At 70.2% G+C, this 21,913-nt stretch carries 15 protein-coding genes, 1 tRNA gene and 1 pseudogene; 7 read left to right on the top strand and 10 right to left on the bottom strand.

The window, feature by feature from the left end; translation table 11 throughout:
* The first annotated feature begins 156 nt into the window (after positions 1-156).
* The gene (locus tag ACILR4_RS19760) at positions 157-1,779 is read left to right on the top strand and encodes a serine hydrolase domain-containing protein (protein WP_395702586.1); all 1,623 of its coding nucleotides are present in this window, start codon (positions 157-159) and stop codon (positions 1,777-1,779) included.
* 16 nt (positions 1,780-1,795) lie between these two features.
* On the opposite strand, the pseudogene ACILR4_RS19755 reads toward ACILR4_RS19760, so the two are convergent.
* From ACILR4_RS19755 to ACILR4_RS19740, 4 genes and pseudogenes are all read right to left on the bottom strand, one after another.
* Positions 1,796-2,610, bottom strand: a pseudogene (locus tag ACILR4_RS19755) (MFS transporter); the annotation flags it as partial.
* Positions 2,611-2,712: 102 nt separating this feature from the next.
* Positions 2,713-2,789 (bottom strand) — tRNA-Val (locus ACILR4_RS19750).
* Positions 2,790-2,842: 53 nt separating this feature from the next.
* On the bottom strand, positions 2,843-5,119 hold the full coding sequence (locus ACILR4_RS19745; RefSeq protein ID WP_395702585.1) for a RelA/SpoT family protein: 2,277 nt from the start codon (positions 5,117-5,119) through the stop codon (positions 2,843-2,845).
* Entirely contained in the window at positions 5,116-5,982 is an 867-nt protein-coding gene (locus ACILR4_RS19740; RefSeq protein ID WP_395702584.1) for an alpha/beta fold hydrolase, read from the bottom strand. Before ACILR4_RS19740 ends, ACILR4_RS19745 begins: the two co-directional genes overlap by 4 nt.
* A 52-nt stretch (positions 5,983-6,034) precedes the next feature.
* On the opposite strand from ACILR4_RS19740, the gene ACILR4_RS19735 reads away from it, so the two are divergent.
* Positions 6,035-6,805 (top strand): 3-hydroxybutyrate dehydrogenase, encoded by a 771-nt coding sequence (locus tag ACILR4_RS19735; protein ID WP_395702583.1) that lies wholly within the window; start codon positions 6,035-6,037, stop codon positions 6,803-6,805.
* Positions 6,806-6,808: 3 nt separating this feature from the next.
* Here the strand turns inward: ACILR4_RS19735 and ACILR4_RS19730 are convergent, their stop codons facing one another.
* On the bottom strand, positions 6,809-7,528 hold the full coding sequence (locus ACILR4_RS19730; RefSeq protein WP_395702582.1) for an SIMPL domain-containing protein: 720 nt from the start codon (positions 7,526-7,528) through the stop codon (positions 6,809-6,811).
* A gap of 175 nt (positions 7,529-7,703) precedes the next feature.
* Here ACILR4_RS19730 and ompR point away from each other — a divergent pair, with 175 nt between their 5' ends.
* Together ompR and ACILR4_RS19720 are read left to right on the top strand one after the other, a co-directional pair.
* The gene (ompR, locus tag ACILR4_RS19725) at positions 7,704-8,438 is read left to right on the top strand and encodes a two-component system response regulator OmpR (RefSeq protein ID WP_395702581.1); all 735 of its coding nucleotides are present in this window, start codon (positions 7,704-7,706) and stop codon (positions 8,436-8,438) included.
* A 10-nt stretch (positions 8,439-8,448) separates the two neighbouring features.
* Positions 8,449-9,783, top strand: coding sequence for an ATP-binding protein (locus ACILR4_RS19720; RefSeq protein ID WP_395702580.1), 1,335 nt, complete (start codon positions 8,449-8,451; stop codon positions 9,781-9,783).
* Between the two features lie 10 nt (positions 9,784-9,793).
* Here the strand turns inward: ACILR4_RS19720 and ispF are convergent, their stop codons facing one another.
* On the bottom strand, positions 9,794-10,306 hold the full coding sequence (gene ispF / locus ACILR4_RS19715; protein WP_395702579.1) for a 2-C-methyl-D-erythritol 2,4-cyclodiphosphate synthase: 513 nt from the start codon (positions 10,304-10,306) through the stop codon (positions 9,794-9,796).
* Entirely contained in the window at positions 10,303-11,034 is a 732-nt protein-coding gene (gene ispD, locus ACILR4_RS19710; protein WP_395702578.1) for a 2-C-methyl-D-erythritol 4-phosphate cytidylyltransferase, read from the bottom strand. The genes ispF and ispD overlap by 4 nt, the downstream gene beginning before the upstream one ends.
* Before the next feature lie 75 nt (positions 11,035-11,109).
* On the opposite strand from ispD, the gene mfd reads away from it, so the two are divergent.
* From mfd to serB, 3 genes are read left to right on the top strand one after another with little or no spacing between them, the layout of a single operon-like run.
* Positions 11,110-14,562 carry a transcription-repair coupling factor gene (gene mfd / locus ACILR4_RS19705; protein ID WP_395702577.1) on the top strand — a complete coding sequence of 1,151 codons (3,453 nt, stop codon included), beginning with the start codon at positions 11,110-11,112 and terminating at the stop codon, positions 14,560-14,562.
* 32 nt (positions 14,563-14,594) lie between these two features.
* Positions 14,595-16,547 carry a signal peptide peptidase SppA gene (gene sppA, locus ACILR4_RS19700; RefSeq protein WP_395702576.1) on the top strand — a complete coding sequence of 651 codons (1,953 nt, stop codon included), beginning with the start codon at positions 14,595-14,597 and terminating at the stop codon, positions 16,545-16,547.
* Positions 16,544-17,266: a phosphoserine phosphatase SerB gene (serB, locus tag ACILR4_RS19695; protein WP_395702575.1), complete on the top strand. Its 723-nt coding sequence runs from the start codon at positions 16,544-16,546 to the stop codon at positions 17,264-17,266. Before sppA ends, serB begins: the two co-directional genes overlap by 4 nt.
* Here serB and ACILR4_RS19690 read toward each other — a convergent pair.
* From ACILR4_RS19690 to hrpA, 3 genes are all read right to left on the bottom strand, one after another.
* Positions 17,263-18,162, bottom strand: coding sequence for a TonB family protein (locus ACILR4_RS19690; protein ID WP_395702574.1), 900 nt, complete (start codon positions 18,160-18,162; stop codon positions 17,263-17,265). The genes serB and ACILR4_RS19690 overlap by 4 nt on opposite strands.
* Before the next feature lie 176 nt (positions 18,163-18,338).
* Complete coding sequence (locus tag ACILR4_RS19685; RefSeq protein ID WP_395702573.1) at positions 18,339-18,605, bottom strand: GlsB/YeaQ/YmgE family stress response membrane protein; 267 nt, start codon at positions 18,603-18,605, stop codon at positions 18,339-18,341.
* A 111-nt stretch (positions 18,606-18,716) separates the two neighbouring features.
* On the bottom strand, positions 18,717-21,913 hold a 3,197-nt coding region (gene hrpA / locus ACILR4_RS19680; RefSeq protein ID WP_395702572.1), incomplete at its 5' end, for an ATP-dependent RNA helicase HrpA.

Genomic DNA, 21,913 nt, shown 5'->3' with positions numbered 1-21,913 from the left:
CCTGTTTCGGGCGCCGGCAGGCCCGTCTTGAACGGGCACCGCGCGCAGCCGGGTACAAATACACAAAACAAACGCGCAGCGCGCCAGCTGCGCCCACCGCAGGTCCGGTTGAGCCTGCGCACGACCCCGCCCGGCCGCGTGCCTAGAGTCGCCGTCATGAAGACAAGCAGGCTGTTCGCGGTGGCGCTGTGCGCGATGGTGCTGGCCCTGGAACCCGTCGGCGCGGCCACCGGCACCGCGGTGCCGCAGCTGGCCGCCTTCGACACCGAGATGAACGCATTCATGCAGCGCTGGCAGGTGCCGGGTGCGTCGCTGGCGGTCGTGCGCCAGGGCCGGTTGGTGTTCGCGCGCGGCTACGGCGTGGCCGACCGGTCGACGGGCGAGCTGGTCCAGCCCGACGCGCTGTTCCGCATCGCCAGCCTGACCAAGCCGATCACGGCCACCGCGGTGATGCAGCTCGTCGAGCGCGGACTGTTGTCACTGGACACCGCGGTGTTCCCCTACCTGGCCCGGGGCACGCCGGCCGACCCGCGGCTGAACCGCATCACCGTCCGCCACCTGCTGCAGCACAGCGGCGGCTGGGACAACGGCGAGGGCGCCGACCCGGCGTTCCAGCCCCAGCAGGTGGTGCGCGAGATGGGTGTCGATTCACCGCCCGACGCGGACACGCTGGTGCGCTGGCTGCTGAAGCAGCCCCTGCAGTTCGATCCCGGCACGCGCGAGGGCGAGACCAATGTGGACTATGTGCTGTTGGGCGAGGTCCTGGCCAAGGCGACCGGCCAGCGCTACGAGGACGCGGTGCGCACGATGCTGCTGGCCAGCGGGACGACACGCATTCGGCTCGGTGCCTCGCTGCCGCAGGGCCGCCTGGCGGGAGAGGTGGTCTACCACATGCCGGCCGGCTCGCCGCTGGTGCCTTCGGCCTTCTCCAGCCTGCCGGGGCCGGTGCCGGCGCCGTACGGCGGGTTCACGCTCGAACTCGGCGCCGCGGCCGGCGGCTGGGTCGGCTCGGCGATCGATCTCGTCGCGTTCGGCGCGGCGCTGGACGGCGCCCCCGGACGCAGCGACCTGCTGGGTGCGCCCGCGCTGGCGGAGATGATGCGCAAGCCGGCCTTCGCGCCGGCCGGGGCTACCGAGTGGTATGGCCTGGGCTGGAACATCGTCGGCGGCGTGCACCGGCGCGCCGTGGGTGACGCGCCGGGCATGGGCGCCGTGCTCGTCATCGCCGCCGACGGCACGATCTGGGCCGCCTTGCTGAACCTCGGGGCACTGGACGACACCACGATGGTGGACGAGCTCGACCAGGCCCTGGTCCGGGCCTACCTGGCCACCAGCAGCTGGCCCGCAACGGACGCCTTCGCCGACCTGCACGACCAGGGGCCGATCGCGGGCTGCTACGGGCGGCCCACGCTGCTCGGCACGCAACTGTGCCTGCCGGCGGTCGACGTCCCCGGCAGCGGCCGCTACACGGCGGTACTGCAATTGACCGACGCCGCGCGCTACACCTTCGAGCTCACCGGCGCCCTGCCCGCGCTGGGAGACTCCGATACCACGGCCACCTTCGACCCCAGCCTGGGCAGCCTGCGCCTGCCCCGGGTGCTGCTGCCGATGCCGGGCGCGGCGCCGGCGGCCTACCAGGCGACGCTGGACCAGGTGCCCGGCGTCCCGACGCTGCAGTTCCGGCTGCGGGATGCGGTGCCGCTGGTGGCCGGCAGGCTCGGCGCCGACCTGCCACGCGCCGGCGCGCAGTCGTCGCGACCAGCGCCGCCAGTGCGCTGAGGGCGAATCCGGCACCGGCCAGGCCGCTGACGAGGTTGAACCCGCCGAACGCAGTACCGCGCAGGTCTGTCGGCGCCGCATCGGCCACCATCGCCGCGAGCGGGCCTTGCGTCATGCCCATCGGCGGGCCCCACAGCGCGACACCGACCGGCAGCAGCGGCCAGCCCGAGGCGCAGGGCAGTATCAGATCGGCCGCCACCAGCACCACCAGGCCGCCGGCGAGCAGCGTGCCATGGCTCGTCGCATCGGCCGGCCTGCCGAACGGATGGGCGCCGAGGACGTAGACCAGGTTCATCGCCACCATCACCCACGGCACGAAGCTGCCCGCCACACCCGGTACGACCGCCCCTGCCCCCGCAGCGCACCGGCCAGCAGCGGGCCGGTGAAGGCCTCGGCCGTGTCCAGCGACTGGCGCAGCCCCTAGGCGGCCCCGCGCTGCTCGGCGCCCACCAGGTCGACCACCAGCGCATCGCGCGGGGCACCGCGAATGCCCTTGCCGACGCGGTCGAAGAAGCGGACCGCGACGACCAGCCCGGCCGCCTGGGCCAGCGCAAAGGCGGGCTTGGTGAGCGCGCCCAGCGCGTAGCCGGCCAGCGCCAGCCACTTGCGGTGCCGAAAATGGTCGCTCAAGTTGCCCGAAAAGAACTTGGCAACCAGCGCGGTCGACTCGGCCACGCCCTCGACGAGTCCGACCACCCGCAGGCTCACGCCCAGCGAGCCGACCAGCAACAGAGGCAGCAGGCGGTGGATCCGCTCCGACGAGATGTCCATCAGCATGCTGACGAAGCCCTGCACCCAGATCGCACGCGGCAGCGCGGGCCGGGCGGTCATGCCGTCAAGGGGAGCCGGCGGGCGCATGGCAGCGGGCACTCCGTTCGGCCAAAGACAAAGGGCTTGGCGAAACCGCCAAGCCCTCGAACAAACTACCGAAATTGGTAGGCGCGATTGGACTCGAACCAACGACCCCCACCATGTCAAGGTGGTGCTCTAACCAGCTGAGCTACGCGCCTGCGAAGCCTTGCACTATAGCATCATTTTTTCGAGGCTCGCGATCGCGGCATGCTCAGCGGCGCCGCGCGCGCCGCACGCCGGGCACCTGGGCCAGCACGCGCAGCACCGCGGCCAGGCGGTTGGCGTCGGTCACCTCCACCGTGAAGGTCATGAACGCCGTGCCGCCACCGACGTCCTTCACCGTCTGCGTGTGCACGCCGATGACGTTGAGCTTGTCCTTGCTGAAAGCCTCGGAGATGTCCCGCAAGAGACCCGGCCGATCGGCGGCTTCCACCACCACGTCCACCGGGTAGGCGGCATCGCGGTCCTTCGGTGCATCGCCCCAGGCCACCGGGATCACCCGGTCCGGCTGCTGCTCGGCCATGTGGCGGAAGTTGCTGCAATTGCTGCGATGGATGGCCACGCCCTTGCCACGGGTGACGTAGCCGCAGATCGCATCCGGCGGCGCCGGACGGCAGCAGCGCGCCAATTGGGTCAGCAGCGATTCGACGCCGACCACCAGCACGCCGCCCTCGCCGCCGCCGCGCGCCCGCTTCAGCGCGATGCCCTCGGCCTCGGGGGCCGGCGGCTCGCTCGGGCGCAGCAGGTTCTCGATGTGGCGCAGCGAATACTCGTCCTTGCCCACCACCTCGAACAAGGCTTCGGCGCCCTTGAAGCCAAGCTGCGCAGCCAGGTCGTCCAGCTTCAGCGCGGTACGGCCCTCGCGCTGCAGCAGCTTCTCCACCAGCTCGCGGCCGCGGGCCACCGTGGCGCTCAAGGCCTGCGCGTTGAACCAGGCGCGCACCTTGGCACGCGCGCGCTGGCCCTTGATGTAGCCGAGCTCGGCATTGAGCCAGTCCAGCGAGGGCCCGCCCTCCTTGGTGGCGATGACCTCGACGGTCTGGCCATTGGCCAGCGGCGTGTTCAGCGGCACCATCACGCCGTCGACCCGCGCGCCGCGGCAGCGGTGGCCCAGGTCGGTGTGCAGCGCATAGGCGAAGTCGACCGGCGTGGCACCCGCGGTCAGCTCGATCACGGTGGCCTGCGGCGTGAACACGTAGATGCGGTCGTCGAAGGCCGCTTCGCTGCCGGCCTGCGCACCGGCGCCGCCCTGGGCGGCCTGGCCGGCGTAGTCGCGTTCCCAGGCCAGCAGCTGGCGCAGCACGGCCTTGCGCGCCTCGGCCACGCGTTCCTCGAAATCGCCCGCGGCGCTGACGCCGGCATAGCCCTTGGTGCCGGCCTCCTTGTAGGCCCAGTGCGCGGCCACGCCATGCTCGGCATGCTCGTGCATCGCCTGGGTGCGGATCTGCACTTCCACCGGCCGGTGGTCGTCGCCCAGCACCACGGTGTGCAGCGACTGGTAGCCGTTGGCCTTGGGCCGCGCGATGTAGTCGTCGTACTCGCCCGGCACCGGGTGGAACAGCTCGTGCACCCGCGACAGCGCCGCATAGCAGGCCGGCACGTCGGCGACGATAACGCGCAAAGCACGCGCATCGAAGATCTGCTCGATGCTCAGGGCCTTGCCCTGCATCTTCTTCCAGATGCTGTACAGGTGCTTGGGTCGGCCCTGCACCTCGGCCTTCAGGCCGACCGCGGCCAGCGCCTCGACCAGCTGGCGCCGCACATGCTCGACGCTGCGCTCGCGCTCCACCCGTGTCTGCGCCAGCTGCTGCGCCACCTGCCGGTAGGTTTCGGGCTGCAGGAATCGGAAGGCCAGGTCCTCGAGCTCCCACTTGATCTGCCAGATCCCCAGCCGGTTGGCCAGCGGCGCGAAGACCTGCTGCGTCTCCAGCGCCAGCGCGGCAGGGCAGGCATGGCGCGAACTGGCGTACCAGCGCAGCGTTTGCAGCCGCGAGGCCAGGCGCAGCAGCACCACGCGCAGGTCGCGCGAGAAGGCCAGCAGCATCTTGCGCACGCGCTCGGTCTGGTGCGCATGCTGCTCGTGCCCGGCCTGGGCCTCGCGCGCGGCGCGCTGGATCTGCACCAGCTTGCGGGTGTGCACCACCAGGCTGGCGTAGCTCTCGCCGAAGGCCTTGGCCACCATCTCCTCGGGTCGCTGAAGATAGTCGCCGGCATAGACCAGGTAGGCCGCCGCGCGCATCGACGGCGCGGCGCCGATGCCCTGCAGGATGGCCGCCACGCCGTCGGCATGGGCCAGCGCGTCCTCGCCGGTGTCCAGGCGCTGGCCGGCCAGCAGGGGCTCGGCGAACGCGCGGGCGCGCGCCAGCGCCGAGCGGCCGTTGTCGTCGGCCTCGGCCGCCTGGCTGCTGTCGGGGGCCGCCAGCTCGGCGCCCGACAGTTGAACAATCGCTGCGGGCCCCTGCGGCGCCGTGATGGCGCCGCTCTTCATGCGGCCAGCAGGAAGTCGCGCACCACCTGCAGCTGGTCGTCCTGCTGCAGCGTGGGGGCGTGGCCCACGCCGGCAAACTCGACCAGGCGTGCGCGCGGGCCACGCTGCGTCATGGCCTGCGCCGTGTCGTGCGACAGCAGGTCGGAATCGGCACCGCGCAGCAGCAGGGTCGGCAGCTGGAGCCGATCGTAGGCCTGCCACAGCATCGCCTCGCCGGCCGCGGCCAGCTCGGGCGTGACCATGCGGAAGGGCACGGCAATCGCCGGGTCGTAGTGGGGCTTGAAGCCAGCCCCGTCGGGCTTGAGCTGCGGCCGCGTCATCGCCAGCCACTGTTCGCGGGTGTGCGGGCCGAAGCTCTTCGAGATGGCCCACAGCGCATCGGCAGCCTCTTCCAGCGTGGCCCAGTGGGCCGGCTGGCCCAGGTAGCCGCCAATGCGCTGCAGCGCCGCGAACTGGATCGCCGGACCGACGTCGTTCAGCACCAGCCTGCGCAGCGGCGATCCCGGCAGCGCGGCCAGGCCCAGACCGATCAGCCCGCCCATCGAGGTGCCGACCCAGTCCACCGCGTCGACGTCCAGCCGCGCCAGCAGGGTCACCATGTCGGCCACGTAGGCGGGAATCGCATAGCCGGCGGGGTCCTGGAGCCAGTCCGACTGGCCGCGGCCGACGACGTCGGGGCACACCACGCGATAGGTTCCGCAGAGCTCGCGCGCCAGCGCGTCGAAATCGCGGCCTTGCCGCGACAGGCCGTGCACGCAGACCACCACGCGGCGGTTGGCCGGATCGCCCCACTCCCAGTACGCCATGCGATGCAGGCCCAGGCTGTCGAGGCACTGCACTTGCTTCAAGCGGGGTTCAGTCACGGTTCAGGCTCCTTGCCGATAATCATCGCAGCAACTCGATGGAGATTCTCTGATGCTCACTGGAAAAACCGCATTGGTCACCGGCTCGACCAGCGGCATTGGCCTGGGCCTGGCCGTGGCGCTGGCCAAGGCGGGCGCGAACGTGATGCTCAATGGCTTCGGCGAAGTCGAGAGCGCGAAGGCCGAGGTCGCCCGCCATGGCGGCAAGGTGTCGTACCACGGCGCCGACATGAGCAAGCCGGCCGAGATCGAAGCGATGGTGCGGGCCTGCGAAGCCGAGTTCGGCACGCTGGACATCCTGGTCAACAACGCCGGCATCCAGCATGTGGCGAACATCGAGGACTTCCCGGTCGAGCGCTGGGACGCGATCATCGCCATCAACCTCAGCTCGGCCTTCCACACCACGCGCCTTGCGCTGCCGGGCATGAAGCAGCGCAACTGGGGCCGCGTCATCAACGTGGCCTCGGTGCACGGTCTGGTGGCCTCGGCGCAGAAGTCGGCCTACGTCGCGGCCAAGCACGGCATCGTCGGCTTCACCAAGACGGCAGCGCTCGAATGCGCCACCACCGGCATCACGCACAACGCCATCTGCCCGGGCTGGGTGCTGACGCCGCTGGTGCAGAAGCAGATCGATGCCCGTGCCGCGCAGGCCAACATAAGCAAGGAACAGGCGCAGAAGGACCTTCTGGCCGAAAAGCAGCCCTCGCTGCAGTTCACGACGCCGGAGCAGTTGGCCGAGCTGGCCCTGTTCATGTGCTCGCCCGCCGGCGACAACATCCGCGGCGTGGCCTGGAACGTCGACGGCGGATGGGTCGCGCAGTAAGACCTACCGCGGGCTCATCTGGATGCTGCCGTTGACCGTGACGGTCACGCTGGCCTTGCCGGGCTGAACCGGCACGGCTTCGTCGCTCACAGCAGCGGCCATCGTCGCGCGGCGGAATGCGGGCTGTTGCGGCGGCGGCGTCGCTTCAGCCTGGCCGACCGTGACCTCGCGCAGGCTGTAGCCGGCAAAACCGAAGTGGCGTGCGTAGTCTTCGGCGCGCGCCTTGAAGCGCTGGATCGCCTGCGCCGCGACATCGGCCTCGACCTTCTCGCGCACCTCGCGCGACAGGCCGTAGCCGACGCGCGCCACCGCCATGCTGTTGATGCGGCCGGCGAGCTGGCTGATGGCCGGCATGTCGCGGCCCTCCAGCACCAGTTCCGCACTGCCTTGCCAGCCGTTGATGCCGCCCTTGGGCGCATAGCGCGGGTACAGCGAGAACTGACCCGTGCGCGCTTCCAGCTGCCCCGGCCGGACCGCCTTGCGCGCCTCGGCCAGCGCCGCGTCCAGCACCTGCTTCAGCTGCGCCTGCACGGCGGCCGCGTCGCTGCCCTCGCGGGTGATCGACAGCGTGATCATCAGCAGGTCCTGCGGCACCTCGACGGTCGATTCGGCCGCCAGGCTCAGCACGTTCTGCGGCGGCGGCAGTACCTGACCCAGGGCGGGCCCGGCGGCCAGAAACAGGCTGGCGACAGGAAGGACGACAGGTAGAGCGAAGCGGCGCATGGGCAACTCGTCGAAGGTCGATGACCCGCGATGGTACGGGCCGCTCTTCAAGGGCTGTAGACCCCACTTGACGCAAACCTGCGGAGCCGCAAGAGTTGTAACAGAGGGTCTGGACACCCCCGGACCCCCGCGAAAACCCCCGTACCATGCCTCTGTTACAAATTCGGAGTTCTGCATGAATGCGCCCGCCAACAACCGCGCCGACCGCATCGTCGTCGTCGATGACGATGCCCGCATCCGCGACCTGCTGCGCCGCTACCTGACGCAGGAAGGCTTCGAGGTGCTGCTGGCGGAGGACGCGAAAGCGCTGAACCGGCTGATGACGCGCGAGACCATCGACCTGATCGTGCTCGACCTGATGCTGCCGGGCGAAGACGGCCTGTCGATCTGCCGCCGCCTGCGCGCGGCCAACGACACCACGCCGATCATCATGCTGACCGCCAAGGTCGAGGACGTCGACCGCATCGTCGGCCTGGAAGTCGGCGCCGACGACTACCTGCCCAAGCCCTTCAACCCGCGCGAACTGCTGGCCCGCATCCATGCGGTGTTGCGCCGCCGGCCGGCGCCGGAAGCCCCCGGGGCGCCCTCCAAGGAAGCCCAGGTCGTCACCTTCGGCCCGTTCGAGTTCGACCTCTCGCTGCGCCGGCTGACCAAGAGCGGCGAGCAGATCGCGCTGACCACTGGCGAGTTCTCGATGCTGAAGGCGCTGGTGCGCCACCCGCGCCAGCCGCTGTCGCGCGACAAGCTGGCGCAGTTGGCGCGCGGCCGCGAGTTCGAGCCCTTCGACCGCAGCCTGGACGTGCAGGTCTCGCGCCTGCGCAAGATGATCGAGCCCGACCCTTCGCAGCCGCGCTACATCCAGACGGTATGGGGCGTCGGCTACGTGTTCGTGCCGGACGGCACGGCCTGACGGGCGCTGCATGTCGCGCAAGAAAGTCGGCCTCAGTCTCTTCTGGCGAACCTTCTTCCTCCTGGCATTGCTGCTGGGCGGCGGCATCTTCGCGTGGGTGCAGACCCTGCGCGCGCTGGAATCCGAGCCGCGCGTGGTGCTCGCGGCGCAGCAGATCGCCAGCCTGGTGAACCTGTCGCGCGAAGGCCTGCGCTACGCCGACCGCATCAACCGCGTCGCGCTGGTCAAGGCGATGAAGGCGAGCGAGGCGATCCGCGTGGCACCGCGCGAGCCGGGCGACAAGTGGGAACCGTTCGAAGAAGACCGTTTCACCCGCAAGGTGGGCGGGGAGATCCGCTCGCGCCTGGGGCCGGACACCATCGTCGCGCGCAGCGTCAACGGCGTGCCAGGGCTTTGGGTCGGCTTCTCGATCGAGAGCGACCCCTGGTGGCTGCAGGCCGAAGCGGCGCGCATCCACCCGCTGACGCGCGACACCTGGGTGGTGTGGGTCGGCATCGCGGTGCTGGCCACGGTGATCGGCTCGGTGGCGATCGCCCGCGCGATCAACCGGCCCTTGCGCGACCTGTCCTTCGCGGCCAGCCGCATCCGCGGCGGCGAGTACGACTCCCGCCTCGACGAGAACACGCTCACCAGCGAGATCCGCGAGGTCAACATGGGCTTCAACCGCATGGCGCGCGAGCTGGCCAAGGTGGAGGAAGACCGTGCGGTGATGCTGGCCGGCATCAGCCACGACCTGCGCACGCCGCTGGCGCGACTGCGCCTGGAAGCCGAAATGAGCGTCAGCGACGAGGAAGCGCGACGCAACATGGCGTCCGACATCGACCAGCTCGATGCCATCATCGACAAGTTCATGGACTATGCGCGGCCGGGCGAAACCCATCTGCGACCGGTGCACCTGTCGCAGCTGATCGACAAGGAGGCGGCGGCCTTCCGCGACCCCTCGGAGATCCAGATCACTTCGAAGGTGGCGATCGACCTGGTGGTGATGGCCGACGACATCGAACTCGGCCGCGTGTTCCAGAACCTGTTCGAGAACGCGCGCCGCTATGGCCGCACCACCGACACCGGCATCGCGGTGGTCACGGTGAGCTACGTGCGCTCGGGGCCGTGGATCATCGTCACGGTGCGCGACCGCGGGCCCGGCGTCGCGCCCGAGAAGCTTTCGCAGCTGACGACGCCCTTCTTCCGAGGCGACGCGGCGCGCACCGCGGCCACCGGCGCCGGCCTGGGCCTGGCCATCGTCGAGAAGGCGATGCAGCGCATGGGCGGCTCGGTGGAGGTGGCCAATGCCCAGGACGGCGGGCTGATGCTGCACATCCGCCTGAAGCGGGCACCGACCGGCTGAGGGCTGGGCTTCAGCCGCCTGCGGCGCGCCACAGCAGGCACACGGCCCGCGTCTCGATCGCGCGGCCCTCGCCGACCGGCCCCATGCGCTCGGCCGTCTTGGCCTTGACGTTGACGGCCGAGCGCTCCAGCCCGAGCAACTGCGCAATGCGCTCGCACATCGCCCCGATGTGCGGCGCCATCTTCGGCGCCTGCGCGACGATGGTGCTGTCCACATTGCCGATCGACCACCCGGCCTCGCGCACCCGGCGCGCGGCCTCGGCCAGCAGGGCGCCGGAATCGGCGCCGCGGAAGGCCGGATCGGTGTCCGGGAAATGGCGGCCGATGTCGCCCAGCGCGGCGGCGCCAAACAATGCGTCGATGATCGCGTGCAGCAGCGCATCGGCGTCCGAATGGCCGAGCAACCCGTGCGTGTGGGGAATCGTGATACCACCCAGGATGAGCGGCCTGCCCGTCACCAGCGCGTGCGTGTCCCAGCCTTCGCCGACCCGCATCATGAAGCCCGGCATCGTCGACTCGCTCATCGCATCGCCTCCTCGTCGCGGCTGGCCAGCAGCCGCTCGGCCAGCGCGAAGTCGCCCGGCCAGGTGATCTTGAAGTTCTCGGCCTCGCCAGGCACCAGCTTCGGGGCATGGCCCAAGGCCTCGACCGCACTGGCCTCGTCGGTGATGCCGCTGCCGCCCGCGGCCAGCGCGGGGCGCAGCAGGCCCAGGCGGAACATCTGCGGTGTCTGCGCGGCCCACTTGTCGCTGCGGTCCAGCGTGGCGGCACTGCGGCCCAGGCGCGCCTGCTTCAGCGTGTCGGCCAGCGGCAGCGCCAGCAGGCCGCCCACTTCATCGTCGGCGCAGGCCTCGATCAGGCGCCGCACCCAGGCCGGGCGCAGCAGGCAGCGGGCGGCATCGTGCACCAGCACCCAGTCGTGCGGCTGTGCGCCGCGGGCCAGCAGTTCGTCGAGACCGTTGGCCACCGTCTGCGCGCGCGTCTCGCCGCCGATGCGGGCTGTCCATTGGCTGTCGGCGCTGCCGAAGCCAGGCACCGCGGCTTCGAACTGCGTGTCCTCGGGCGCCAGCACCACCAGGGTCGCGCTCAGTTCGCTCACACCCGCCAACGCGGCCAGCGTGTGCGCCACCAGCGGGCGGCCGCCGAGCAGGGCGTACTGCTTCGGCCCCCCTGCCCCGGCCCGCAGGCCGACACCGGCACAGGGCACCAGCGCAAAGCAACGCGGCGCAACGCCGATGGCATATGAGGGCATGCGCGGGATTCTAGAATCCGGCCTCAGCAGCCGCCCCGTTGCCTGTCGCACGGGGCGTTGTGCTTTTGACCCGCCATGCGACGTCCTGCCATCGCGCCCGGAAAGCGCTACACCCTGCCCCGCCCGATCGGCTCGGCCGACGCCCTGCTGCTGGCCCGCATCGCGCAGGACTGCGTGGCCGAGAAGCGCCTGCTGGCCATCGTCACCGCCGAGCCGGCCGATGCACAGCGGCTGGCCGACGAACTGCCCTTCTTCGCGCCCGGCCTGCGCACGACGATCTTCCCGGACTGGGAGACGCTGCCCTACGACACCTTCTCACCGCACCAGGACCTGATCTCCGAGCGCCTGGCCACCTTGTGGCGCATCCACCAGCGCGAGGCGGACGTGGTGCTGCTGCCCGCCACCACCGCGTTGACGCGACTGGCCCCGCCCAGTTTCCTGGCCGGCACCACCTTCCAGTTCAAGCAGAAGGCCAAGCTGGACGAGGCTTCGCTGCGCGCGCAGCTGACGCTGGCCGGCTACAACCACGTCAGCCAGGTCGTCTCGCCTGGCGAATACGCGGTGCGCGGCGGCCTGATCGACCTGTACCCGATGGGCTCGCAGGTGCCCTACCGCGTCGACCTGTTCGACAACGAGGTCGACTCGATCCGCACCTTCGACCCCGACACGCAACGCAGCCTGTACCCGGTGCCCGAGGTCAGGCTCTTGCCCGGCCGAGAGTTCCCGATGGACGAGGCGGCGCGCACCACCTTCCGCCAACGCTGGCGCGAGAAGCTCGACGGCGACCCGACCAAGAGCCGCATCTACAAGGACATCGCGCAGGGCATCGCCACCGCCGGCATCGAATACTACCTGCCGCTGTTCTTCGCGCAGACCGCGACGATCTTCGACTACATCGGCAGCCAATCAATGCTGGTGCTGCACGGCGAGGTCGATGCAGCGCTGGAGCAGTTCTGGAGCGACACGCGCGAGCGGCATCGCTTCCTCAGCGCCGACCCCGACCGGCCGATCCTGCCGCCGGAGGAGATCTTCCAGCGCAGCGACGAATTCTTTGCCAACGCCAACACGCTGGCCACGCTCTCTTTGCGCGGTAGCGAACCGGTCGACTGGGCCCGACCCTTGCCCGACATCGCGGTGGACCGCGGCGCCACCGAGCCGCTGCAGCTGCTGGGCAAGCACCTCGACACCACGGCGCACCGCGTGCTGATCGTCGCCGAAAGCGAAGGCCGGCGCGAGAGCCTGCTGGAGCTGCTGCGCGACCACAAGATCGATCCGCCCAGTGTCGGCACGCTGGCCGAGTTTGAAGCCAGCGACGAGAAGGTCGCGATCACCGCCGCGCCGTTGGCCGCGGGCTTCTTCTGGCACGAACCCGAAGAGCAACGCGCGATCCAGTTCATCACCGAGACCGAGCTTTTCGCCAGCACGCCGCAGGCGCGGCGCCGGCGCAAGCAGGAGCAGGTGTCCAGCGTCGACGCGCTGATCAAGGACCTGTCCGAACTGAAGATCGGCGACCCGGTGGTGCATGCCAACCACGGCATCGGCCGCTACCAGGGCCTGATCAACATCGACCTCGGCGACGGTGCTTCGGAGTTCCTGCACCTGGAGTACGCCGACAAGGCCACGCTGTACGTGCCGGTGGCGCAGCTGCACCTGATCAGCCGCTACACCGGTGTCAGCCCCGATGAAGCGCCGCTGCACAAGCTGGGCTCCGGCGCGTGGGACAAGGCCAAGCGCAAGGCCGCCGAGCAGGTGCGCGACACCGCCGCCGAACTGCTGAACCTGTACGCCCGCCGCGCCGCACGCGAAGGCCATGCGCACCGCTTCACGCCGCACGATTACGAGGCCTTCGCCGCCAGCTTTGGCTTTGAAGAGACCCCCGACCAGCGCGCGGCCATCCATGCCGTCATTCAGGACCTGGTCAGCCCGAAGCCGATGGACCGGCTGGTCTGCGGCGACGTCGGTTTCGGCAAGACCGAGGTCGCCCTGCGCGCCGCCTTCGTAGCGGTGCATGGCGGCAAGCAGGTGGCGCTGCTGGCCCCCACCACGCTGCTGGCCGAGCAGCATTACCAGACGCTGGTCGACCGCTTCGGCAAGTGGCCGGTGAAGGTGGCCGAGCTCTCCCGCTTCCGCTCTCCCAAGGAGGTGAAGGCCGCGCTCGAAGGCCTGGAGAACGGCACGGTGGACATCGTCGTCGGCACCCACAAGCTGCTGAGCGCGGACGTGAAGTACAAGCGGCTGGGCCTGCTGATCATCGACGAGGAACACCGCTTCGGCGTGCGCCACAAGGAAGCGATCAAGGCCATGCGCGCCGAGGTCGATGTGCTCACGCTCACCGCCACGCCGATCCCGCGCACGCTGGGCATGGCGCTCGAGGGCCTGCGCGACCTGTCGGTCATCGCCACCGCGCCGCAGCGCCGCCTGGCGATCAAGACCTTCGTGCGCAACGAAGGCAACAGCGTGATCCGCGAGGCCGTGCTGCGCGAGCTGAAGCGCGGCGGCCAGGTCTACTTCCTGCACAACGAGGTCGAGACCATCGAGCCGCGCCGCAACCGCCTGGCCGAGCTGCTGCCCGAGGCACGCATCGGGGTGGCCCACGGCCAGATGCCCGAGCGAGAGCTCGAGGCGGTGATGCGCGACTTCATCGCGCAGCGCTACAACGTGCTGCTGTGCTCGACCATCATCGAGACCGGCATCGACGTGCCGAGCGCCAACACCATCGTCATCAGCCGTGCCGACAAGTTCGGCCTGGCGCAGCTGCACCAGTTGCGCGGCCGTGTCGGCCGCAGCCACCACCAGGCCTATGCCTACCTGCTGGTGCCCGACACCGAGACGCTGAGCAAGCAGGCACAGATGCGGCTGGACGCGATCCAGAGCATGGAAGAGCTCGGCTCGGGCTTCTACCTGGCGATGCACGACCTGGAGATCCGCGGAGTCGGCGAGGTGCTGGGCGAGCACCAGAGCGGCAACATGCAGGAAGTCGGCTTCCAGATGTACAACGACATGCTCAGCGAAGCCGTCAGCGCACTGAAGGCCGGCCGCGAGCCCGACCTGCTGTCGCCCACCGGCGTGTTCGGCGGCACGACCGAGATCAACCTGCATGCACCGGCGCTGCTGCCCGACGCCTACTGCGGCGACGTGCACACGCGCCTGAACCTGTACAAGCGCCTGGCCACCGCCAGCAAGCCCGAGCAGCTGGAGACGATGCTCGAGGAGATCACCGACCGCTTCGGCAAGCTGCCGCCGCAGGGCCAGACCCTGTTCGACACGCACCGGCTGCGCGTGCTGGCCAAGCCGTATGGCGTGCTGAAGATCGACGCGAATCCGAAGCTGATGTCCATCACGTTCCGGCCCAATCCGCCGATCGATGCGATGCGCATCATTGAATTGGTGCAGAAGCACCGCCACATCAAGCTCGCCGGCAACGACAAGCTGCGCATCGAGCGCGAGATCGCCGACCCGAAAGACCGTGCCCAGTTCATCCGCGACGTGCTGCGGCAGCTGGGCCAGCCGCAGGCCCTGAAGGCTTGAGCGGGCTTGAACCGGCCTGCACGGAGACCCTGATGTCCGATACCCAAGAATTCCAGGTGGCCATGGGCCCCGCATCCACCCCGCCGCCCGACAAACCGCCCAAGCGCCGCGGCTGGCTGCGGCGCAGCTTCGGCGCGCTGTGGTGGCTGGTGGACGGCAGCCGGCGGCTGGTGCTGAACCTGCTGTTCCTGTTGATCGTCGGCGTGCTGCTGGTCGGCTGGCTGCGCAGCGGCGCGCCCAAGCTGCAGGACAAGACCGTGCTGGTGCTGCGGCTGGCCGGCCCGCTGGTGGAGCAGTACGCCGGCAGCGCGCGCGAGCGGGCGCTGAAGCAGGTGCGCGGCGAGCCCGATGCGCAGGTCCAGCTGCGCGATGTGCTGCGCGTGCTGGACGCCGCGGCCACCGACCCCCAGGTCAGCAGCGTGCTGCTGGTGCTGGACGATTTCGCCGGCGGCGGGCTGCCGAACCTGCGTGAGTTCAATGCCGCGTTGCAGCGCTTCAAGCAGGCCAGCGGCGGCAAGAAGGTCGTGGCCTGGGGTGCGGGCTACAACCAGCGCCAGTACTTCGTCGCAGCCCAGGCCGACGAGGTGTACATGCACCCGATGGGGGCCGTGTACCTGGAAGGTTATGGCAACCTGCGCAACTACTACCGCGAAGCCTTCGACCGGCTCGGTGTCAGCGCCAACGTCATCCGCGCCGGCAAGTACAAGAACTTCGGCGAGCCGTATTTCGCCAATGCCCCGTCCAAGGAGACGCTGGAGTCCGACGCCTTCCTGTACGACGCGCTGTGGGCGATCTACACCGAGTCGGTGGAAACCGCGCGCAAGCTGCCCAAGGGCAGCCTGGGCCAGGGCATCGAGAACGTTGCCACGCTGCTGCAACAGGCCGGCGGCGACACCGGCAAGCTGGCGCTGCAGATGAAGCTGGTCGATGGCCTGAAGACCCAGGACGAGCTGCGCGCGATGATGATCGCGCGCGGCGCGAAGGACCCCGCGATCAAGACCTTCCGCCAGGTGCAGTTCAACGAGTACCTGGCCCGCCTGCCGCAGCCCATGCCGGGCCAGCAGGCGGTGGGGATCGTGGTGGCCGAAGGCTCGATCAGCGATGGCGAGGCGGGCCCCGGCGCGATCGGCGGCCGCTCCACCGCCGACCTGATCCGGCAGGCGCGCGAGGACCAGCAGATCAAGGCCATCGTGTTGCGCGTGCGCTCACCGGGCGGCAGCGTGTTCGGCTCCGAGCTGGTGCGGCGCGAGCTCGAGCTCACGCGCGCGGCCGGCAAGCCGGTGGTGGTATCGATGGGCGACGTGGCGGCCTCGGGCGGCTACTGGATCTCGACGGCGTCGGACGAGGTCATCGCCGACCCGGCGACGATCACCGGCTCGATCGGCGTGTTCGCGATGTTCCCCACCGCCGACGGGCTGGTGTCCAAACTCTCGGTGCACACCGGTGGCTATGCCACCACGTGGCTGGCCAATGCCTACGACATCCGCAAGCCGATGGACCCGCGCTTCGCGGCGCTGGTGCAGGGCAGTGTGGGCCACATCTACAGCGACTTCACCAACCGGGTCGCGCAGGCGCGCAAGAGCACGCCCGAGAAGATCGACGAGATCGCGCAGGGCCGCGTCTGGACCGGCGCGCAGGCCAAGGAGCGCGGCTTGGTCGACCGGCTCGGCAGCTTCGGCGACGCCATCGACGCGGCCGCGGGCCGTGCGAAGCTGGCCAAGGGCAGCTACCGGAGCGTCTACATCGAACGCGACCAGGGCCGGCTGTCGCGCCTGATCAGCCTGTTCGGCAGCCAGGCCCTGCAGGCGCTGCAACCGGCCATCGCCCAGTGGACGCAGCAGCTGCAGGGTCCGGCAGCCGCGCTGCCGGCGCCCATGCGCGAGCTGCAAGGCCAGCTGCAGGGCGAGATGGCCTGGTTGAACGACCTGATGGAACAGCGCCATCCCTTCGCGGCGGTGGTGCATTGCCTGTGCACGCCCCCATGAGCGCACCCTTGCATGCCGTCGAATTCGCGCCCGGCCTGTTCGTGCGCGGCATCGAGCCACCGCTGCGCTTGTCGGACTACCGGCTGGTGGCCTTCGACATGGACTCGACGCTGATCAACATCGAGTGCGTCGACGAGATTGCCGCGGCGGCCGGCCGCAAGGCCGAGGTGGCCGCCATCACCGAGGCCGCGATGCGCGGCGAGATTGCCGACTACAAGGAGAGCCTGCGCCGCCGCGTCGCGCTGCTGCGGGGCGTGCCGGAAAGCGCGCTCGCCACCGTCTACGACCGCCTGCTGCAGCTGAACCCCGGCGTCGAGCGCTTCGTGCGGGCGCTGCAGGCGGCTGGGCTGAAGACGCTGCTGGTCTCCGGCGGCTTCACCTACTTCAGCGAACGCGTGCGCCACCGCCTCGGCCTTGATTTCGCGCGCGCCAACATGCTGGAGATCGAGCAGGGTGCCCTCACCGGCCGCATGGTCGACCGCCCCTGGGGCGACATCTGCGACGGCGCCGAGAAGCGCCGCGTGCTGCTGGAGGTGTGCGAGCTGATGGGCATCGGCACCGAGCAGGCCATCGCTGTCGGCGACGGGGCGAACGACCTGCCGATGATGTCGGTGGCCGGCCTGTCGATCGGCTACCACGGCAAGCCCGCGGTGCGCGAGCGGGCGATGATCTCGATCGAGGAAGGCGGGATGGACCGCGCGCTGGAGTTGTTCGCCTAGTTGTCCAGGTTGAACACCAGTTGCACCGCGTGGATGCGGGCTTCTGAGATCGGCTCGTAGCGCCACTGCTTCACCGCTTCGATCACGATCGGATCGAGCGCGTGGTTGCTGCTGTTGCGCACGTCGGGGTCGCTGACGCTGCCATCGGCGTTCACGCGGAAGGTGACCGTGACCTCGGTGGCGGCCTTGAGCCGGTTGCGCAGGCGTTGCGGCAGCTCAGGCTCGACATACTTGGCCAGCTTCAACGGGACCTCGGCGGCACGCGCGGCGGCCGTCGGCGTGCTGCGGGTCGAGGCACTGGCCAGCTGCGGGTCGGCCGCAGGTTTGGGCGCCGGGCTGGCCGCGGCCGGCGTGGCGGCCGCCACCGACGAGCCGACAGGCCCCGTGGCCGCGCTGCCGTTCGCCGATGGCATCGCCCCGGTGACGGCCACCGTGGCCGGCATCGCCGCGGGCTGGGCCGCGGCGGTCTGTGTCAGCGGGGCCGGGCTGGACGCGGCCGCGCTGGCCGCTGCGACGGGAACCGGCGTCGGCGCCAGCGCAGTATTGGGCAGCGGCTGCACGCGCTCGGTGATGCCGGTGTTCGGCGGCACCGCGGCGGCACTGCGGGTTGGCGCGGCGGGCTCGGCGCTGGCCGGCTCGGGGCGGGCGGCGGCGGGCCTCGGCGCCGGCCGGGCCGCAGCCACCGCCGCGCTGGCCGGGGCGGCCGTCGCTGCCGGGCTGGGCGTGGGCGCAGGCGCCGCTGGCTCGCTGGCCTTGCCACGCTTGACCTGGCTGGCTTCGATGATCATGCGCAGCGGATTGGCCGCGTCCCGCTTGGCGCGCTCCATGCGCTCGGCATTGGCGTTGTTGTTGCTGGTGCTGTCAGCGGCGGATTGCGCCGAGGCCCAGGCGACCATGCAGCATCCCGCTGCGAGCAGTACAACTCTCTTCAACAACGCCTCCCGAACGACGCTTGTGGCGCCGAAGCAGGGCCCGCAGGCCCCAGCTTTGCAGCGGGTCGCATTTTAGGAACCCGCCACCTGCAGTGCGCGGCGCGCCGGCGCCCGGCGCGCGCATTCCAGCGGCAAATGCCTCAGCTGCCGCCACTTTCTCCACCGGCGCGCTTGAGCATGCCGACGACCACCAGCAGCACGATGGCGCCCACCACCGAGCCGATGAACCCCGCCCCCTGGCCGGCCGAGTACCAGCCCAGCGCCTGGCCGATGAAGCCGGCGACATACGAGCCGGCGATGCCCAGCACCGCGGTCAGGATCAGGCCCAGGCTCTGCGTGCCCGGCAGGACTGCGCGGGCGATCAGGCCCACCACGAAGCCGACGATCGCCATCCAGACGTAGTGCATATGCTCTCCTCGCCCAGGCCGCTTCCCGGACGCGGCATTGTGGAAACTCGGCCGCGCCGGGCGCAGCGGTGAAACCCTAGGCGCGAGGAACAAGCCGGTTTCAGCGGCTGCTCAACTGCTCAGCTGCTGCCAGGCCTTGTCCAGGCGTTTCACGCTCACCGGCTGGGGCGTACGCAATTCCTGTGCAAACAGGCTGACGCGCAGTTCCTCCAGCAGCCAGCGGTACTCCTCCACTCGGGCGTCGGCGGTGCCGCGCAGGTCAGCCACGCGGCGCAGCCAGCGCTGCTCCAGGGGCCTCAGCTCGCCCAGGCGCTGGGCATCGCGCGCCGGGTCGGTGCGCAGCTTGTCCAGCCGCAGCGTGATGGCCTTCAGGTAGCGCGGCAGGTGCTGCAGCTGGGCCCAGGGCGTCTGCAGCAGGAACTGCTTCGGCACCAGCCTTTGCAGCTGGGCCGTGATGTCCTCTGCCACCTCACGCGGGGGCTTGCCGTCCTTGAGCTTACGCTGTGCCAGGGCCCATTCGGCCAGCACCACGCCGGCCTGGCGCGCGACTTCCTGCGCAATCAGGTTCAGCCGGGCCCGGCCTTCGTCGACGCGCCGGCCAAAGGCCGCGGCATCGGCGGGCATGGGCTCGGCCAGGAAGGCGCGGTCGATCGCCACGTCGACGACCTGCTGGCGCAGTTCCTCGGCCGTGCCCAGCGCCATGTAGGCCACGGCCATGCGCTGCAGGTCCGGGATGTTCTTCTCCAGGTACTTCAGCGGCTCCTTGATCTGCAGGGCCACCAGGCGGCGCAGGCCGGCGCGGTGCCGGGCCGCCGCGGCATCGGGCTCGTCGAAGACTTCGATCTCGACATGCGTGCCCCGGTCGATCAGCGCCGGGAAGCCGACCAGCGACTGCGCGCCCTTGCGGATCTCCATCAGCTCGGGCAGTTCGCCGAAGGTCCAGGCGGTGTACTGCGGTGCGGCGGCCGGTGGCGGCGCCGGCGCCTGCTCGGGCGCCCCGACGCGCGTGGGCGCCTTGCCCGCTGCGGCCGCCGGCGTCACCGGTGCTGCCGGCGCACTGGCGGCCGCGGCCGGCGCCAGCTTCAGCGCCGCCAGGGCCTGGAAGGCCGAGCGCGCCTGGCCCCCGAGATCGGCCTTCAGCGTCGGCAGGTGCCGGCCCATGCCGAGCTGGCGGCCGTGCTCGTCGACCACGCGGAAGTTCATGAACAGGTGCGGCTGCAGCATGTCGAGCTTGAAGTCGTTGCGCTGCACCGGCAGCTGCGTTCGTTCCCGCACGGCCTTGAGCAGCACCTCCATCAGCGCGCCCTGGCCAAACGGCGTGCTCGCGACAAAGCTCTCCACGTACTCCGGTAGCGGCACCAGCCGCGCGCGCGGCTTCTGGTGCAGGCTCTTCAGCAGGGCGCTCACTTTGGCCGCCAGCATGCCGGGCACCAGCCACTCGCAGCGCTCTTCGCTGACCTGGTTCAGCGCGTAGATCGGCACCGTCACCGTCACGCCGTCCTTCGGGTCGCCGGGCTCGTGCAGGTAGCTGGCGGCGCAATCGACACCGCCCAGGCGAATGGTCTTCGGGAATGCCGCGGTGGTGATGCCGGCGGCTTCGTGCCGCATCAGCTCGTCGCGCGTCAAGTGCAGCAGCTTTGGCTGGCGCTGGCTCTCGGCGCGGTACCAGCGCTCCAGGCTCGCGCCGGAGCACACGTCGGCCGGCAACTGCTGGTCGTAGAACGCGAAGATCAGCTCGTCGTCGACCAGCACGTCCTGCCGGCGCGACTTGTGTTCCAGTTCCTGCACCTGCGCCACCAGGCGCTGGTTGTGCGCCAGGAAGGGCAGCTTGGTGTCCCATTCGCCCTCGACCAGCGCGGCGCGGATGAACATCTCGCGCGCCGCCTTCGGGTCGAGCCTGCCGAAATTCACGCGCCGGTTGCTGTAGACGACGATGCCGTACAGCGTGGCCCGCTCCAGCGCCACCACTTCGGCCGCCTTCTTCTCCCAGTGCGGGTCGAGCAGCTGCGTCTTCAGCAGGTGACCGGCGATGCCGGGAATCCATTGCGGCTCGATCTGCGCCAGGCCGCGGCCATAGAGCCGCGTGGTCTCCACCAGTTCGGCCGCCATCAGCCAGCGGCCGGGCTTCTTGCTCAGGTGCGCGCCGGGATGGCGCCAGAACTTGATGCCGCGCGCGCCGAGGTACCACTCCTCGTCATCGCTCTTGCAGCCGATGTTGCCCAGCAAGCCGGCCATCAGCGACAGGTGCAGCTGCTCGTAGGTGGCTGGTGATGCGTTCAGCCGCCAGCCATGCTCGGCCACCACGGTGTGCAGCTGGGTGTGGATGTCGCGCCATTCGCGCACGCGGCGCGGGCTGACGAAGTGCTCGCGCAGCAGCTGCTCCTGCTTGCGGTGACTGAGCCGATGCTCACCATGGCCACCCTTCGCGTCCTCCAGCCATTGCCACAGCTTCAGGTAGCCGCTGAACTCGCTCTTCTCGTCGTCGAACTTCCTGTGCTTCTCGTCGGCGGCCTGGGCCTGCTCCATCGGCCGGTCGCGCACATCCTGGACGCTCATCGCCGACGCTATCACCAGCACCTCGCTCAGCGCGTGGCGGTCGCGCGCCTCCAGGATCATGCGGCCGACGCGCGGGTCCAGCGGCAGCTTGGCGAGCTCGCGGCCGATCGGCGTGAGCTCGTTGTCGTCGTCCACCGCGTTCAGCTCGCCGAGCAGCGCGTAGCCGTCGGCGATCGCCTTCGCGCGGGGCGGCTCGAGGAAGGGGAACTGTTCGACCGAGCCCAGGTGCAGGCTCTTCATGCGCAGGATCACGCCGGCCAGCGAGGAGCGCAGGATCTCGGGGTCGGTGAACGGCGTGCGGCCGGCGAAGTCCTTCTCGTCGTAGAGCCGGATGCAGATGCCGTTGGCCACGCGGCCGCAGCGGCCGGCGCGCTGGTTGGCCGCGGCCTGGCTGATGGGCTCGACCTGCAGCTGCTCGACCTTGTTGCGGTAGCTGTAGCGCTTGACCCGCGCGAGCCCCGAGTCGATGACGTAGCGGATGCCCGGCACCGTCAGCGAGGTCTCGGCCACGTTGGTGGCCAGCACGATGCGGCGGCCGTTGCCAGCCTCGAACACGCGGTCCTGCTCGGCCTGCGACAACCGCGCGAACAGCGGCAGGATGTCCGGCTGCGGCCCGCCCCGGTGCTGCTGCGCGAGGTGCTTGCGCAGGTGGTCGGCCGCCTCGCGGATCTCGCGCTCGCCGGGCAGGAACACGAGGATGTCGCCCGAGCCTTCGCGCCAGAGTTCGTCCACCGCATCGGCAATCGCTTCGT

The sequence above is a fragment of the Aquabacterium sp. genome, from assembly GCF_044226965.1.
Taxonomy (GTDB): Bacteria; Pseudomonadota; Gammaproteobacteria; order Burkholderiales; family Burkholderiaceae_C; genus Pseudaquabacterium.
This window is presented reverse-complemented; position numbering and strand designations above follow the sequence as displayed.